This is a genomic window from Westiellopsis prolifica IICB1, from assembly GCF_004323185.1.
In the GTDB taxonomy this organism is placed as follows: Bacteria; Cyanobacteriota; Cyanobacteriia; order Cyanobacteriales; family Nostocaceae; genus Pelatocladus; species Pelatocladus prolificus_A.
Genome location: NZ_NAPS01000001.1, coordinates 1,626,535 through 1,641,383 on the forward strand (window position 1 = coordinate 1,626,535; position 14,849 = coordinate 1,641,383).

Annotated in this window: 15 protein-coding genes; 9 read left to right on the forward strand and 6 right to left on the reverse strand. The window is 38.5% G+C overall.

The window, feature by feature from the left end:
* Positions 1-30: 30 nt before the first annotated feature.
* From B4U84_RS06950 to B4U84_RS06960, 3 genes are all read right to left on the reverse strand, one after another.
* Entirely contained in the window at positions 31-1,197 is a 1,167-nt protein-coding gene (locus B4U84_RS06950; protein WP_131116423.1) for a glycosyltransferase family 4 protein, read from the reverse strand.
* A gap of 6 nt (positions 1,198-1,203) precedes the next feature.
* A complete protein-coding gene (locus tag B4U84_RS06955; protein ID WP_131116426.1) occupies positions 1,204-2,046 on the reverse strand; it encodes a glycosyltransferase family protein in 843 nt (280 codons plus the stop codon).
* Positions 2,047-2,268: 222 nt separating this feature from the next.
* Positions 2,269-2,493, reverse strand: a complete 225-nt coding sequence (locus tag B4U84_RS06960) for a hypothetical protein (protein ID WP_131116429.1) — start codon at positions 2,491-2,493, stop codon at positions 2,269-2,271.
* A gap of 393 nt (positions 2,494-2,886) precedes the next feature.
* On the opposite strand from B4U84_RS06960, the gene gloB reads away from it, so the two are divergent.
* The 3 genes from gloB to dnaB all read left to right on the forward strand — a co-directional run bounded on the left by gloB (position 2,887) and on the right by dnaB (position 5,949).
* A complete protein-coding gene (gene gloB, locus B4U84_RS06965; RefSeq protein WP_131118763.1) occupies positions 2,887-3,660 on the forward strand; it encodes a hydroxyacylglutathione hydrolase in 774 nt (257 codons plus the stop codon).
* A 307-nt stretch (positions 3,661-3,967) separates the two neighbouring features.
* Positions 3,968-4,426, forward strand: a complete 459-nt coding sequence (rplI, locus tag B4U84_RS06970; RefSeq protein ID WP_044450784.1) for a 50S ribosomal protein L9 — start codon at positions 3,968-3,970, stop codon at positions 4,424-4,426.
* A gap of 170 nt (positions 4,427-4,596) precedes the next feature.
* Entirely contained in the window at positions 4,597-5,949 is a 1,353-nt protein-coding gene (gene dnaB / locus B4U84_RS06975) for a replicative DNA helicase (RefSeq protein ID WP_017308852.1), read from the forward strand.
* A gap of 332 nt (positions 5,950-6,281) precedes the next feature.
* On the opposite strand, the gene B4U84_RS06980 is transcribed toward dnaB, so the two are convergent.
* Both B4U84_RS06980 and B4U84_RS06985 read right to left on the reverse strand, forming a co-directional pair.
* Positions 6,282-6,818, reverse strand: a complete 537-nt coding sequence (locus B4U84_RS06980; RefSeq protein WP_044450715.1) for an FKBP-type peptidyl-prolyl cis-trans isomerase — start codon at positions 6,816-6,818, stop codon at positions 6,282-6,284.
* 317 nt (positions 6,819-7,135) lie between these two features.
* Complete coding sequence (locus B4U84_RS06985; RefSeq protein ID WP_044450716.1) at positions 7,136-7,459, reverse strand: phasin family protein; 324 nt, start codon at positions 7,457-7,459, stop codon at positions 7,136-7,138.
* Positions 7,460-7,595: 136 nt separating this feature from the next.
* On the opposite strand from B4U84_RS06985, the gene B4U84_RS06990 reads away from it, so the two are divergent.
* From B4U84_RS06990 to B4U84_RS07015, 5 genes are all read left to right on the forward strand, one after another.
* Positions 7,596-7,904, forward strand: a complete 309-nt coding sequence (locus B4U84_RS06990; RefSeq protein WP_017308855.1) for a TIGR03792 family protein — start codon at positions 7,596-7,598, stop codon at positions 7,902-7,904.
* Between the two features lie 223 nt (positions 7,905-8,127).
* Complete coding sequence (locus B4U84_RS06995) at positions 8,128-9,051, forward strand: class I SAM-dependent methyltransferase (protein WP_044450719.1); 924 nt, start codon at positions 8,128-8,130, stop codon at positions 9,049-9,051.
* A gap of 118 nt (positions 9,052-9,169) precedes the next feature.
* Complete coding sequence (locus B4U84_RS07005) at positions 9,170-9,475, forward strand: type II toxin-antitoxin system Phd/YefM family antitoxin (RefSeq protein WP_044450721.1); 306 nt, start codon at positions 9,170-9,172, stop codon at positions 9,473-9,475.
* Positions 9,447-9,764, forward strand: a complete 318-nt coding sequence (locus B4U84_RS07010) for a Txe/YoeB family addiction module toxin (protein WP_017308858.1) — start codon at positions 9,447-9,449, stop codon at positions 9,762-9,764. The genes B4U84_RS07005 and B4U84_RS07010 overlap by 29 nt, the downstream gene beginning before the upstream one ends.
* A 107-nt stretch (positions 9,765-9,871) precedes the next feature.
* A complete protein-coding gene (locus tag B4U84_RS07015; protein ID WP_131116432.1) occupies positions 9,872-10,864 on the forward strand; it encodes a PrsW family intramembrane metalloprotease in 993 nt (330 codons plus the stop codon).
* 22 nt (positions 10,865-10,886) lie between these two features.
* On the opposite strand, the gene B4U84_RS07020 is transcribed toward B4U84_RS07015, so the two are convergent.
* Complete coding sequence (locus tag B4U84_RS07020; protein ID WP_131116435.1) at positions 10,887-11,759, reverse strand: 6-carboxytetrahydropterin synthase; 873 nt, start codon at positions 11,757-11,759, stop codon at positions 10,887-10,889.
* 275 nt (positions 11,760-12,034) lie between these two features.
* Here B4U84_RS07020 and B4U84_RS07025 point away from each other — a divergent pair, with 275 nt between their 5' ends.
* Complete coding sequence (locus B4U84_RS07025) at positions 12,035-14,806, forward strand: PAS domain S-box protein (protein ID WP_131118765.1); 2,772 nt, start codon at positions 12,035-12,037, stop codon at positions 14,804-14,806.
* Positions 14,807-14,849 lie beyond the last annotated feature (43 nt).

A 14,849-nucleotide genomic window follows, 5' to 3' on the forward strand; every position in this document is an offset into this window, starting at 1 on the left:
ATCAGATTTTAGAATGCATATTATCAAAACTTACAACCGAGTAATTACTGATTTTAAACTAGATGCCATCGCCTCTAGACTATATTTTTCTATGCACCTTTCCCTAGCTCTTTTTCCACGTTCATTTGCTGCATCCAAATCTTTAAATATCAATTGAATTTGCTCGGCGATTTCTTCAGGAGAATCTGGTTTTGCTAAATATCCTGTATCCCCTAAAATATCAGGAATATCTCCTACCTTTGTTGATAATACAGGTTTAGCCATCGCCATTCCATCTGTTAGTTTCAGAGGGAATTGAGCGCGAGTTTCTGGGGTGTCTCGTTGGGGAACAACAACAATATGAGCAGCAGCTACTACATCCGCTATTAAATCAGCTGAAAAGTTGGGTAATTTAATTATCCAATGTCCCCATTTTTCTTGAAGTTGACGATCATAATCATCGTAAGGACTACCACCAACAATAACTAGTCTGAAATTTGGCTGATTAATTTTTTCTAGTGCGATGAAAATATCTTCTAAACCTTTATAAGGTCTTGGCGCACCGGGAAACATCAAGATTTTATATTCCGATAAACCATAACGCATTCTACTAGCATTACTGTCATATCGAGATGGATCAAATAAATAGGTATCTTTGCCATTGGGAACAAATATACCTCCAAAGCGTTGCTGTAAAAATTGATTATGTACAGTCACAGCATCAGCCTGATGAATCAAACTTTCCATCCATTTCAAATACAAAGGATGATATGGTGATCTTAAAGCACCATTTGATTGAATTACATCTCTAGCTAATTGTTTGAAGCTGGGACGATAACGCCAATCATCGCCACCGTACCAACTCATTTCCCAATCATCAATATCTACAATTACAGGACGATGAGTATATAGTTTTTTTATTAGCGCAACTCCAAAACTCGCTGGTTGAGGTTTAATTGCATAAATAATATCTCCATCAATACGTTTTAATATTTGACCTATTGATTTAAAAAAATCTGGATAATTTTTACCTTCTACAGTATAGACTTTGGTATCAGCAGGAATAGCTGCATATAACTCTTTGCCAAATAGAAAACCTAAAATTTCTACTTCAAATCCTAATTGAAGTAATGATTTTTGTAGTAATGATGCTCGAATATAACCATCATTGGTTGATAAATTCCAAACTAGTATTGATATTTTTGATTTTTTTTTCATAAATATTCATTTTCCACGCCAAGGATTAGTAACTTGATTAGGAATAACAAATTGAGCAAATTTATCAAATACTTTTGTATATACTGAACTAGTAAGATTTTTAGCGTACTGAGGTCTATAGGCGTATGTACAGTGAAGTACTTTAATATCTTCTTCAATTTGATAGCAGTCTTTCCACTTACTTAAATAGTTGTACGTAGGTGGTAATACCTTAATTTTAGGACGCACAGTTTCAATAGCAGCTGCAAAAGCTCCCTGATCTCTTAATAAAAGCTGATCTTGATGATTTTGAATAATTTCAAAATACTTTCTAAATTCCGCAAAAAAGTTTTGGACTATTTCATTTTTACGAAAAGCGATCAAACCACTATTGTACTGAACACTATTTTCTTGCAGTGGTAGACCTATAGATTGTAATATTTGCAAAACCTTGGGTAAATTTTCTTGCTGATTACCTCTGAGTAAATTTGTAGCTTTGGCAATAGCAGGTTGAACATCTTCTGTTAACAACAAATCAAATTGTTCCAAATATTCAAATACATCATTAATATTAGTCAGCAAACAAATATCTGAATCTAAGAAAATAGTTTGATCAAATTCAGATAATGAATATAAAGAAATTTTTGCTAGTCGCGATGCTAAAACGGGATTTTTATTGCTTGGAGCTGCCTTTAAAATTACATTTTTAAAAGCTGTGAGTAAAGGATAGAAAATTTGCGGGACGCGGTCAACAAGAATAATTATTGGTTCTTGATGAAATTTTCTAATAGCAGCTAAAAAATGAATGCAGTCTTGTAATGAGTATAGACCTGTTAAAATCGTAATAAATCCTCTTGTTTTATTTACCATTATTTTATTAATACAGTATCTTGATTCAGGGTTAATTATGCCCAAGGTTATTCAATACTTCTTGGGTAAGACAAATCTATTGATATTGAAACCCTGTAGAGACGCGATATATCGCGTCTCTACATGCCCAAAATTATGACGAAAAATCCTTAAACAATCACAATTGCATGGTTATTTAATTCTTGTCTAGTCAGCAAAGAATGAAATAATCTTACGTATTAGCTACCAATGAACTAATTTCAAACGCCCTGTTTGTATATAGTCAAAAATACGATTTATTTGGCGGCGTCCTCTTTCATCGATTTTACCGTTTGTAAATACATGAGATGTGAGTAATGCATGATCTTGAGGACTCATCTCTCCTGTTGTAATAATCCGATTGACAATTGCTTCCACTGTTAATTCAGATTTATTTTGAAGAGTTTGGTAGATGGAATTGTGATTCATTTTTTTGTGGCAGATGCAAAATTATTTAAATTTTTGCTCTATTTTTAATCAATTGAAGACAGTCATTAATCTCATAGCAAACTATGAATATTAATAGATAAAAGCAAATATTGATTCTGCTTGAGCAAAAATATTTTTATGTTTTGACTACGCAAAACAACCAAGATAAATTTAACTTTTTCTTTGGTTTTCTACCCTGAGAAATTCTACTGATAAATTGATCTATTGTTTCTATTGAAAAAACTAAATACCGTAAAATTACGGTTGTTGATTTCCGTTTTTTAAAGATTATTCGGGCTATAATGACAGAAATCTTAATACTTTATATAGCTTGTGCTGTTCGCCTCAAGCTTTTGTTAGGTATAGGATCGAAGCGTGAAGGAAGCAAAGTTAATGGAAGTAATCCGGGTAGAAGCACTTTCAGATAATTACATCTTTCTGTTGTGCGATCGCCAACAAAATATCGCCGCTGTTGTCGATCCCGCCGAAGCAAAACCAGTTTTAACAAAACTTCATGAACTACAAGTAGAACTCGTAGCAATTTTTAATACACACCATCATTTAGATCACATCGGTGGTAATCAAGAATTGCTACAAAAATTTCCACAAATAAAAATATATGGTGGAATAGAGGACCGGGGTAGAATTCCTGGTCAACAAATATTTTTGCACCCAGGCGATCGCGTCCAGTTTGCAGACAGAATCGGCGAAGTGATCTTTGTACCCGGACATACCCGCGCTCACATCGCCTATTATTTTCCTCCCCAGAATGCAGACGAAATCGGAGAATTATTTTGTGGCGATACTCTATTTGCGGGTGGATGTGGTCGCTTATTTGAAGGTACACCCACACAGATGGTAGACTCGCTGAGTCAATTACGTTCTTTACCTAATTCTACGCGGGTGTGGTGCGCCCACGAATACACCTTAAAAAATTTACAATTTGCTCTGACTGTAGACAGTAATAACCCTGATTTACAAACTCGTTACGAACAAGTGAAAACCTACCGCAGCAGAGGAGAACCAACAGTTCCTTCACTCTTAGGAGTTGAAAAGCTGACAAATCCCTTTTTGCGTTGGGAACAGCCAGCATTACAATCAGCAGTTAACAGCCATGATCCGATACAAACCTTTGCACGTCTACGGGGAATGAAAGATAGATTTTAGTACAGATGCGATAAATCGCGTCTGTACAATGGTCATTAGTCAGGGAAGAGGTCAAACGAGAACTTGTCAAACTCGCGTTTAATTAATACTGAATGACAAACGACAAATGACAAACGACCAATGACAAATGACAAATGACTTTTTCACAGTTATGGGTTGCGATCGCACCCTGCATTTCGCTAGGATCTGTAGGCTTATTGGCTATAAGCAAAAGCTTATTGGGGATCAAGCTACACATTTGTGAACTATCTTGCTCAAACCCCAAGAGATTGAGATTTTAAAGGCAACAACAGAAAAAAGAAAAACAATGGCGAAACGCGTACAGTTAGTTTTAACTCAAGATGTCAGCAAGTTGGGTAAATCCGGCGATTTAGTAGAGGTAGCTCCCGGCTATGCTCGTAATTATTTACTTCCTAAAAGTATGGCAACTTTTGCCACTCCTGGTATTCTCAAACAAGTAGAACGCCGTCGGGAAGTGGAACGCCAACGACAATTAGAACTGAAGCAACAAGCACAAGAGCAAAAAGCAACATTAGAAAACGCTGGTAGCTTCAGTATCGCCAAACAAGCTGGTGAAAAAGAAGCTATTTTTGGTACTGTCACCAGCCAAGATGTAGCTGATGTTATCCAACAAACCACCGGCTTAGAAGTGGATCGCCGTGGTATTTCTATACCTGATATTAGCAGGTTGGGTACTTACGAAGCAGAAATTAAGCTACACACTGAAGTCACAGCAAAAGTTAACATTCAAGTTGTAGCTAACTAACATCAGTGGACAATTATCAGTTATCAGTTATCAGTTATCGCTGGTAACTGCGAAATATATTTTTTGCTGTGAAGACGTTGCATTGCAACGTCTTTGTGCATTCAACAGGTCAAAAATTTTTGGACTATAAGAGAATATAGTCACATTAATCTAATATCTAAAAATTTTATATGTCTGAAGAACTAAATTTTCAAGCAATAGGTAGCGATCGCTTACCTCCGCAAAATATTGAGGTAGAAGAAGCGATATTGGGAGGAATTTTGCTCGACCCGGAAGCAATTAGTCGGGTGAGCGATCGCTTAGTTGCAGATTCTTTTTATATTAACGCCCATAAAGATATCTATAAAGCTGCTGTCGTTCTGCATAGTCAAGGTAAACCAACAGATTTATTGTCAGTAACCAGTTGGTTAGCTGATAATGACTTATTGCATCGTGTGGGTGGTAGAAATAAATTAGCTTCCTTAGTTGATCGTACAGTTTCAGCTATTAATATTGACGCCTTAGCCTCATTGGTGATGGAAAAATATATGCGGCGTCAATTAATCAAAGCTGGTAATGAAATTGTGCAATTAGGTTATCAAACAGAAAGCGAATTACCAGTAATTCTCGATCAAGCAGAACAAAAAATATTCGCCGTTACTCAAGAACGTCCCCAGTCTGGTTTAGTTCACATTTCTGATAGTTTGGTTAATGCTTTTGAAGAAATAGAAACTCGTCATCAAGGTGTTTCATTACCAGGTATTCCCTGTGGATTTTATGATTTAGACGCCATGACTAGCGGCTTTCAGCGTTCTGATTTAATCATTGTTGCTGGGAGACCGTCAATGGGAAAAACGGCCTTCTGCTTGAACCTTGGTTATAATGTCGCTGCTTTATATAAACTACCAGTTGCGATTTTTAGTTTAGAAATGTCTAAAGAACAATTGGTACAGCGATTAATCGCGAGTGAAGCAGAAATAGAATCTGGTTATTTGCGGAGTGGACGCATCAGTCAAGCTCAATGGGAACCTTTAAGTCGTGCAATTGGCCTGCTTTCAGAAATGCCAATTTTTATTGATGATACGCCGAATATTACAGTTACAGAAATGCGTTCTCAAGCGCGACGTTTGCAAGCCGAAGTTGGTTCAGATTTAGGATTAATTATTATAGATTACTTGCAATTAATGGAAGGAGGAGGTGACAATCGTGTGCAAGAATTATCGAGAATTACTCGTAGTATTAAAGGTTTAGCTCGTGAGTTATCAGTTCCAGTCATCGCTTTATCTCAGTTGAGTCGAGGAGTAGAAGCGCGGACAAATAAACGCCCCATGATGTCTGATTTGAGAGAAAGCGGATCGATTGAACAAGACGCAGATTTAGTAATCATGTTGTACAGAGATGAATATTATAACCCCGACACTCCTGATCGAGGTATTGCAGAAGTTAATATTACCAAACATCGAAATGGCCCAACTGGAACGATCAAACTTTTATTTGATCCACAATTTACGAAGTTCAAAAATTTAGCTAAACCAAATTATTAATTGTTAGTGGTTAATTTAATAAAGATCGAATACGTATAGTTCTTTGAGTGCTTTGATTAAGTTCAAGCGTAGACCATGTTATGAAATCACTAAGTACAAACTGTAAAGCTTCACAAACTCTAGTTTCTATAAAGGCTGGTAGTTCTTGACAATCAGAAATTACATAGAAAATCAAAGCAGTACTACAGTATGTAATGTACTCTGTACTGAGGAAATAGTGCTACTTTGATAGAAATAGCGGGCAAGGTAAATAGCGTTGATATTTCTCAAATCTTATTGGTGGTTAGTGGTTAGTTGTTCGGTACTTAAAACCAACAACCAACCACCAACAATTAACTAACTTTCAATAATTCCACATCAAAAATCAGGGTAGCGTTAGGAGGAATGACACCGCCAGCACCACGAGCGCCATAACCTAATTCAGGGGGAATGATTAACTGACGACGACCACCGACTTTCATAGTACTGAGTCCTTCATCCCAACCTTTGATCACTTGTCCTTGACCAATTTTAAATTTGAAAGGTTGGTTGCGATCGCGTGAACTATCAAATTTTTTACCGTTTTCCAGGGTACCAGTGTAGTGAACTGTAACTGTTTGTCCTGGTTGAGGAGTCGCTCCACTCCCCTCTTCTAACTCAATGTACTTCAACCCAGAAGGGGTAGTAACGACGTTAGCATCAGAGTTAGCATCAGCCATAAAATCGCTCGCAATCAAAGTATTGTTCTCAATCATTGTAGTGGGTGCTGGTGTGTCGTCTTTGAGTTGGACAGCGATCGCAGACTCTTGTTTCCCACCGCCAATTTGCGCTAGTACCAAAACCACGACACAGACCAGCATGAAACCCACGCTGAGTAAAATTGCTTTCAAAATCAGCCCTCCCTACTTAGCCTGTTTGAAAATTTAGCATAATCAGTAGGATAAAACTCAATTTAAACCAGAAAGCATACCGAGAGGAAATTTTAGATTTTAGATTTTGAAATTTAGATAAGTAGAACGATTTGAAAAAAACAAACTATGTGAATTAATGTAAAATTACTGGAATCTAGTTCGTAGTAAGGACTTTAGTCCTTATTTGAGGACTAAAGTCCTCACTACAAACCTTTAATTATTTACGCTGTTCTACTTAGCCTATTTGCTAAATTCTTAATTTTTAATTGCACCATTAACCATTAGCAATTCAGCCTTTAGCGCCAGAGTTTATTTTCTAAATCTCGTATCTGACGCTCCAATCGGTCAATTCTACCTCGTAATTCATCCACTTCTGATTGACGCGCAACGCCCAAATCTTGCATCATATTTCGCATTTGCCGTTGCATGTTAACTTCCCAGTTACCTTGTTCAGATTTTAACTGGTCTACCATATCATCCATTACTGCTTTAGCTTGATCAGGATCGAGTTTACCATCCTTGACTAACTGATCGCTGACTTGTTTCATTTTCTCTGCGACCAAGGATGTTGTACCAATACCAAGCATTAATAACTGCTGCATCCAGTTGTTGCTGTCCATACCTCATTCCTATTAATCTTTAATCTCACTAGAAACAAGAACCTTACTTTTGCATCTAGCCATTAACCAATGCTGCAAGGATAATTACTCTAGACTATAGCTCTATTCTGACAAACGTACATAGGGATTCAAAGGAGTGATTATCGAACTACTGCGGGTGAAAGTACCACCTGAACACCGAGAACAATACATCCAAAAGGACGCCGAAATTTGGACAGCAGCACTTGCTGGTTATCCTGGTTTCCTGGGGAAAGAAGTTTGGATTAATCCCCATGACACAAGTGAGGTTATTTTAATAGTGCAATGGGCAACAAGGGAACAATGGAAAGCAATCTCTCAAGCTGAAATAGATGCTATTGATCAAAAATTTAATCAAGAATTAGGATTTCAGTCTCAAATAGTAGAGTTATCTGAGTATCAAGTGCGAAAATTCCCGCAGAATTAAAGTTTTTTGCAATTGAGAGTTTGCAACGCTTTGGGGTTTATGATCCACAAATAAACTTATATCTTGCACCTAGCCCGAAATTAAAATTTGGGCTGAAAGCTAAAGTCGGTTTTTAACCGACTGGCTGAGGTTTTAACCCAGTTTAATGGGTTTAAGCTTTGAACTGGAAATTTATTTTTCGGCTGATTGCAACACAAAGCAGACTATTTGAGCAACTTTACTGATGAACACGGCTGTAAATAATACTCCAAACTTTGCTTCGCACTTGGTAAATGGAATACTGGCAATTAAACCAGTGTACAACCTTGCCAAACACCAAGCCCGTCAAATGATGATTAAACGGGCAGAGAAAATTGGAGTACCTTGGAGAAAACAAGTACAGGTACTGCGATCGCACAATTGGGAAAGCGAACTAGCAAAAGTACAAAATCCCCAACTCAAATACCCAGAATACTACGTCACTTCATTTCACGCCTACGACAAAGGTAATCTCAGCTGGGATGCAGCTCTAGAAGTTGAAGTTGCTGCTTACGCAGTTCACGCTACCATCTGGGCTGGTGCAGGAGTACAAGGTGATAGCCAGCTACGTCAAAGTTACCATGATATCCTCAAGCAGCAAATTCTCACCCCACCACAAGATATTCTCGACTTGGGGTGCAGTGTGGGTATGAGTACTTTTGCCTTACAAGACATGTACCCCCAAGCTCAAATCACTGGTGTAGACTTATCTCCTTACTTCTTAGCAGTTGCCAACTATCGATCGCAACAGCAGCAACGCCAAATCAATTGGGTTCACGCAGCTGCTGAATCAACAGGTTTTCCAGACTCTTGTTTTGATTTAATCTCCATTTTTTTGATGTGTCACGAATTACCCCAGTCACCAACTCGGCAAATTTTTGCTGAAGCAAGACGTTTGCTGCGCCCTGGTGGACATTTGACAATCATGGATATGAATCCCAAAGCTGAAGCTTATCAAAAAATGCCTCCCTATATTTTGACGCTGCTCAAAAGTACCGAGCCATATTTAGATGAATACTTCAGTTTGGATATTGAGCAAGCAATAGTAGAGGCGGGTTTCCAAACTCCTACGATTACTCGCAACAGTCCCCGTCATCGCACTATTATTGCTCAGTTCCTTGGGGAGTAGGGGTATACCACTACACGAGTCAAGATTGTTTTACTTGTGGGACACGAGTTAAAAAGTCGTTGTCTACTCGTACCCACAAAGTTTTATAATAAATGTACAGAAACACGTACATAAACTAATGTTTTCTTACGAAATCACATCCCCAACTGATGCGAGAAATGACTTTTTCAAGTTGTTAGACCTAGTTGTACAAAATCATCAGGTGTATATCATCAATCGTCGTGATAGTGAGAATGTAGCCTTGATTGCTGAGTCAGATTTGGTAAGTTTGGTGGAAACAGTTTATCTTTTGCGCTCTCCTGCGAATGCACGTCGGTTATTAGATGCTATGGAAGAATCGAAAACGGGAAAGATTCAACCTCAAACTATCGCAGAACTTCAGCAGGAATTGGGAATTGAGCAAGAAGAAGAAAAAGAAAGCTGAAAGCGAGGAAATTAAGCCAGTTGTAGTTAATCGCAGTCCTGGTTTTAGTTCTAGGTTTAAAGAAGATTTGGCTTGGTGGTTCAAGCAAGATTTTCAGAAAGCATCAAAAATTTTGGATTTGGTGACGACTGTGATGCAAAATCCCTTTGAGGGGATCGGTAAACCAGAACCATTAAAGTATTTGGATGCAGATATCTGGTCACGGCGAATCGACTTAGAACATCGGCTTATATATCGGGTGGGAAATACTCAAATTGATTTTCTCGCTTGCCGTTATCATTACGAATAAGGGCTTTAATTTGTTTTATAATTCATCTTTATCGAGAACATTCATTGCCAAGATAAATTTTCCGGCTCGTCGAACTTCAACATTGGCACCAGCCACGATACCAGTAAATGGCTGATCTATCTTTATTTCTCTGGGCAGTCGCACCCCCTTTGTTGCTTCTGGTTTTCTATTATTGGCGCTTTTCTAATAGCCCATCTTTACTGCGACTGTTGTTATTTTTTGTCTTTGGGGGAATATCTGGTTTCATAGCATTGAGTTTAGAGTGGCTTGTGGAAACACAACTCAACTCCTTTGCAGCTTGGCGACAAATTAGTCATACTCTTACAGGTGTCGCCCTACGACAATTACTAGAAGTAGGGCCGATAGAAGAAGGTTGTAAGTTAGCAATAGTTGTGGCTCTAGGTTGGTATTTTCAGCGTCGTCAATATCGCTTACGCCCCAGTACAATCTTTATCTCTACCATAACTGTTGCTCTGGGATTTACCGCCGAAGAAAACTGGATTTATTTTGTTAACGATACAGCATCGACTTTAGAACGAGCGATCGCAACACCAGTTCACGCTATGTTCTCTGCACCCTGGGGTTATGCCATAGCATTATCTTTAAAAAATAAGACTAGCTTACGCCAATTTCACCCAAATATTACCCAAGCTTGGCTCAATTCTGTAATTTGTCATGCCATAGTCAATGTTCTATCTACTGCTTGGCGTTATCCCCAACCGTTGTCTTTCCTCAGCTATGGTTTGTTTCCCTTTTTGTTGTGGATGTTTTGGCGACTCGAATATTTACTGCGAAAAGTACAAGGAATACCAACCATGACTTTAATTAGTGGTTACACACCACAGCAGCGTTTTTGGCAGAGGGGTTTGGTATTATTTGCTCTAATGTTGGGTGGTAATGCACTTTTTGGGTTATTTCTGTTGATCAGAATTCTCAATTCTTTGAGTTACACACAGTTTTTTGAACTTCATATCCTGTGGTTTATACTTAGTCGCCTCTGGTTTAATCTCGTTTTCGGACTAATCGCCTGGAAAATTTATCACTATTTGCGTACTCAAGTTCGTAGTAAGCACTTTAGTGCTTATATATTCAAGGACTAAAGTCCTTACTACGAACTTTTAATTAAATACGTGCTAAAACTGGCTGAGTTTCGGCAATATTTACAGAATTGGATTCTGTATCAGTGCAGTAAATTTCACAAGAATTATTTGGACTTTCAATTAATTTGACTTTATAAAGTTTGGCTCCCAATTTCTCAATAGGCGATCGCAACAAATTACTGATGTGAAGTGCAATATTTTCAGCAGTAGGTACAACTTCTGAAAAATAGGGAATATCTTTGTTCAAGAAAGTGTGATCAAATGGCTCAACCACATAGTCTTCTATGACTTGATTTAATGCACCTAAATCCACAATCATGCCAGTACGTGGATCTATTTCGCCTTTCACTGTTACTTCTAAATGATAGTTGTGTCCGTGACCGTTGGGACGCGCACACTTACCATAAATCTCGAAGTTATCTTGATCGCTAAGATCTGGATGCGCTAGCCTGTGAGCAGCGCTAAAGTGAGTACTGACACTGAGATAAGCTTCCATTCCGTTTCCCATATAGTCTGCCCAAAGTTCAGGATTTTCAAATAGCTGCACACGGACTAGAGGTAAATGGGGTGCTAGCTTTTGCCAAATCACCCTTGCAATATTTTCTGTCGTAGGCAAAATTTGTTGAAATTCTGCCCACACATCGTTGAGATAGGAAAAGTCTAGTTGGCTAGTTACTTCTTGCTTAATCACATGTTTGACATCAGACAAGTTCAGCACCATGCCATATTTATCTAATTCCCCAATTAGGGAGACAAATAAGACATAATTGTGTCCATGTCCTGGAAAGCGAGAGCAAACACCAAATTTCTCTAAATTCTCAGCTTCACTCAATTCTGGCAACCAATAGCGATGGCTGGCCGAAAACTGAGCGCGGCGATTCACAACGCATTGCATGAGTATAGTGGGAGCATTATTTAATATTTCTTAATATTTTAACGCTTCTAGGGTCAATTATTTTGTGGTTAAAAGCGATTATTGACCAATCTCTTTGTCAGAAATTAGATTTATAACCTGCCATGACTGCTTGAAGCTAAATAAACTTATGTAAATCATCTTAAAGTATGTAAACTCTAAGTGCAGTTTTCCAGGTAATTTATAAAAGGCAAAAAATTATCTCAAAGCGAAGTCAACGACTACCGAGTATTTTTGTGAATATATTGTTGAAGTCTGTGACTGAATTGACAAGAAAAATTTTGCTTGTTGACGACTGTCTAGAAGACCGAGCAATCTACCGTCGCTACCTATTGCAAGACAAGCAACACACATACAATATTTTAGAAGCGGATACTGGGGAAGAGGGACTTCAATTATGTCAGCAGCAACTTCCTGATGTGATTTTACTGGATTATTTGCTGCCAGACATGGATGGACTGGAATTTTTAACACACCTGAACACTCAGTTAGGTGAAAAAAATCTTCCAGTTATTATGTTAACGGGTCAGGGAAATGAACAAATAGCAGTACAAGCGATGAAAAAAGGTGCTGCTGATTATTTAGTTAAAAGCCATACAACAACAGTCGGTCTCAGTATCACTATTCAAAATGTCTTAGAAAAAACTAGCCTAGCGGGACAACTAGAGGAGAGTGAAGGATTATTCCGGGCTACATTCAACCAAGCAGCAGTTGGTATCGCTCACGTTGGACTAGATGGACAGTGGTTACTAGTAAACCAGAAGCTTTGTAAGATTGTGGGTTATAGCCATGAAGAACTAAATCGGCTAACTTTTCAAGACTTAACACACCCCGATGATCTCAATATTGATTTGGAGTATATTTGTCTTTTGTTGACTGGGGAAATTCCAACCTACTCAATCGAAAAGCGTTATGTCCGTAAAGATAAAACCCTGATTTGGATTAATTTGACTGTTTCCCTTGTTCGCAAAGCCTCTGGTGAGCCAAAATATTTTATTTGCGTTGTTCAAGATATCAGCGATCGCAAACAAATAGAACAGCGATTGCAAGCTGCTCATGATCAATTAGAAAGACGAGTATCGGAACGAACTGCTGAACTTGAGCAAGCACAAGCCAAACTAAGCGATATCATTAACAGTGCGATCGCTGCCATTATCAGTTTTCGAGTTTTTGCCAATCGAGATTGGGAGTATGAATATTTTTCTACAGGCTGTGAAACCATCTACGGCTACACTCCTCAAGAATTCATGGCAGATAAACATCTCTGGCTGTCGCGAGTACTACCAGAAGACCGAAAAACAGTAATATTACCACTTTTTGAGTATTTCTTTGCTGAAGGAGCAACGAAGATAGAGTATCGATTTTGTCATCGGGATGGTTCTATACGCTGGATTGCTAGCACTTATACCTCTCGTCGTGATCAAGTAAGAGATTGCTGGATCATTACAGCTGTGAACACTGATATTAGCGATCGCAAACAAGCAGAACAGAAAATCTGTGAACAAGCTGCATTACTTGATATTGCATCGGACGCCATTTTTGTTCGCGATTTACAACACAACATTTTCTTCTGGAACCAAGGTGCTGAACGCCTTTACGGTTGGCAAAGTTCAGAAGTACTGGGCAAAAAAGCGAATGAAATTTTTTTTGAGGAGACTTTACCTCAAATTGAATCAGCCATGAAGACTTTGGTGGATCAGGGTAAATGGCAAGGTGAACTGGAACATACTACAAAAGATGGTAAAAAAGTCATTGTCCAAAGCCGTTGGACACTAGTACGAGATTACACAGGACAACCAAAATTTATTCTCACTGTTAACTCTGACATTACTGAGAAAAAGCAACTCGAAGTCCAATTTTATCAGGCGCAACGGCTAGAGAGCCTCGGCACCCTAGCAAGTGGTATAGCCCATGACATGAATAATATTCTGTCGCCAATTCTGACAGTTGCTCAACTGCTACCACTGAAACTTCCCAATTTAGATGATAAAAATCGCCAACTATTCAAAGTATTAGAAGATAACTCCAAACGTGGTGCAGAACTAGTCAAGCAAATTCTGTCTTTTGCACGGGGAGCAGAAGGTAAGCGGATTCCTCTACAAATAAAACACCTGATCAACGAACTTGAGCGGATTGTCAAAAGCACATTTCCCAAGTCAATTGAAATCTACACCGAAGTATCACAACCCCTTTCTACAGTTTTCGCAGATTCCACCCAAATACATCAGGTGTTGATGAATTTATGTGTAAATGCTCGTGATGCCATGCCCCAAGGAGGTACTCTCAGTATTGCGGCTGAAAACTTCTTCGTTGATGAAAACTATGCGAAGATGAATCTGGAAGCCAAAATAGGTAACTACGTGGTGATTACCGTCTCAGATACAGGATGCGGTATCCCAAAAGAGTTATCGGAGCGAATTTTTGAACCCTTTTTCACAACCAAAGAACCAGGTAAAGGGACGGGATTAGGACTTTCCACAGTTATTGGTATCATTAAAAACCACGATGGTTTTGTAAACTTGTATAGCCAAGTGGGCAAAGGGAGCCAATTTAAGGTATTTTTGCCAACGAGTGAACAAGCCGCAACACAGGGAGATGATCACTCGCAAATACCAAAAGGTAATGGCGAATTAATTTTGGTTGTGGATGATGAAGCATCAATTCGAGAGATTACCAAAACCTCGCTCGAAGAGTACAACTATACAACTCTAATTGCTCGTGATGGCGTTGAGGCATTTTCACTCTACGCCCAACACCAAAATGAAATTCGCCTTGTGTTGATGGATATCCAAATGCCATGGATAGATGGGTTAAACGCTATTCGCGTTCTACAACAAATGAATTCTTCTGTTAAGGTGATTGCCATCAGTGGACTTGCATCCAACCGTCAAATTTTAGAAGCTAATGGTATCAACGTCGGGGCATTTTTATTGAAGCCCTACACTCTTGAGGAATTATTAAACACAATTAAATATGTATTAAGTAATACTCTCAATAGAGAAATTAATGCCAGTGACAAGATTATCTAACTGATGTCTGTATTGGCATACATAAGAGGCACAGAGCCATTTT

What these genes read in the sequence shown, in the direction of transcription:
- B4U84_RS06950 (WP_131116423.1), bottom strand. Translation starts at nt 1,197, where the DNA reads ATGAAAAAAAAATCAAAAATATCAATACTAGTTTGGAATTTATCAACC.
- gloB (WP_131118763.1), top strand. Translation starts at nt 2,887, where the DNA reads ATGGAAGTAATCCGGGTAGAAGCACTTTCAGATAATTACATCTTTCTG.
- dnaB (WP_017308852.1), top strand. Translation starts at nt 4,597, where the DNA reads ATGTCTGAAGAACTAAATTTTCAAGCAATAGGTAGCGATCGCTTACCT.
- B4U84_RS07005 (WP_044450721.1), top strand. Translation starts at nt 9,170, where the DNA reads ATGTTTTCTTACGAAATCACATCCCCAACTGATGCGAGAAATGACTTT.
- B4U84_RS07020 (WP_131116435.1), bottom strand. Translation starts at nt 11,759, where the DNA reads ATGCAATGCGTTGTGAATCGCCGCGCTCAGTTTTCGGCCAGCCATCGC.
- B4U84_RS06960 (WP_131116429.1), bottom strand. Translation starts at nt 2,493, where the DNA reads ATGAATCACAATTCCATCTACCAAACTCTTCAAAATAAATCTGAATTA.
- B4U84_RS07015 (WP_131116432.1), top strand. Translation starts at nt 9,872, where the DNA reads ATGGCTGATCTATCTTTATTTCTCTGGGCAGTCGCACCCCCTTTGTTG.
- B4U84_RS06995 (WP_044450719.1), top strand. Translation starts at nt 8,128, where the DNA reads ATGAACACGGCTGTAAATAATACTCCAAACTTTGCTTCGCACTTGGTA.
- B4U84_RS06955 (WP_131116426.1), bottom strand. Translation starts at nt 2,046, where the DNA reads ATGGTAAATAAAACAAGAGGATTTATTACGATTTTAACAGGTCTATAC.
- B4U84_RS06985 (WP_044450716.1), bottom strand. Translation starts at nt 7,459, where the DNA reads ATGGACAGCAACAACTGGATGCAGCAGTTATTAATGCTTGGTATTGGT.
- rplI (WP_044450784.1), top strand. Translation starts at nt 3,968, where the DNA reads ATGGCGAAACGCGTACAGTTAGTTTTAACTCAAGATGTCAGCAAGTTG.